Source organism: Metasolibacillus meyeri (assembly GCF_003049505.1).
Taxonomy (GTDB): Bacteria; Bacillota; Bacilli; order Bacillales_A; family Planococcaceae; genus Metasolibacillus; species Metasolibacillus meyeri.
This window is the reverse complement of the sequence record NZ_PYWN01000303.1, coordinates 1-203: the sequence shown is the minus strand read 5'-3', so window position 1 is coordinate 203 and position 203 is coordinate 1. Positions and strand designations below refer to the sequence as shown.

Sequence of the window (203 nt, the reverse complement as noted above, 5' to 3'; positions counted from 1 at the left end):
ATTAGATTGAAGCTCTAAGTGTCGGCGGTTCGATTCCGTCCTGACCCACCATTTATTCCTTAATTTAATGCCGGTGTAGCTCAGTTGGTAGAGCAACTGACTTGTAATCAGTAGGTCGAGGGTTCGACTCCTTTCGCCGGCACCATTCTGGAGGGGTAGCGAAGTGGCTAAACGCGGCGGACTGTAAATCCGCTCCTTAGGGT

Annotated in this window: 1 tRNA gene; it reads left to right on the top strand. The window is 50.7% G+C overall.

What is annotated here, in order from left to right:
* The first annotated feature begins 69 nt into the window (after positions 1-69).
* Positions 70-145, top strand: a tRNA-Thr gene (locus tag C9J34_RS21660).
* Positions 146-203: the final 58 nt, after the last annotated feature.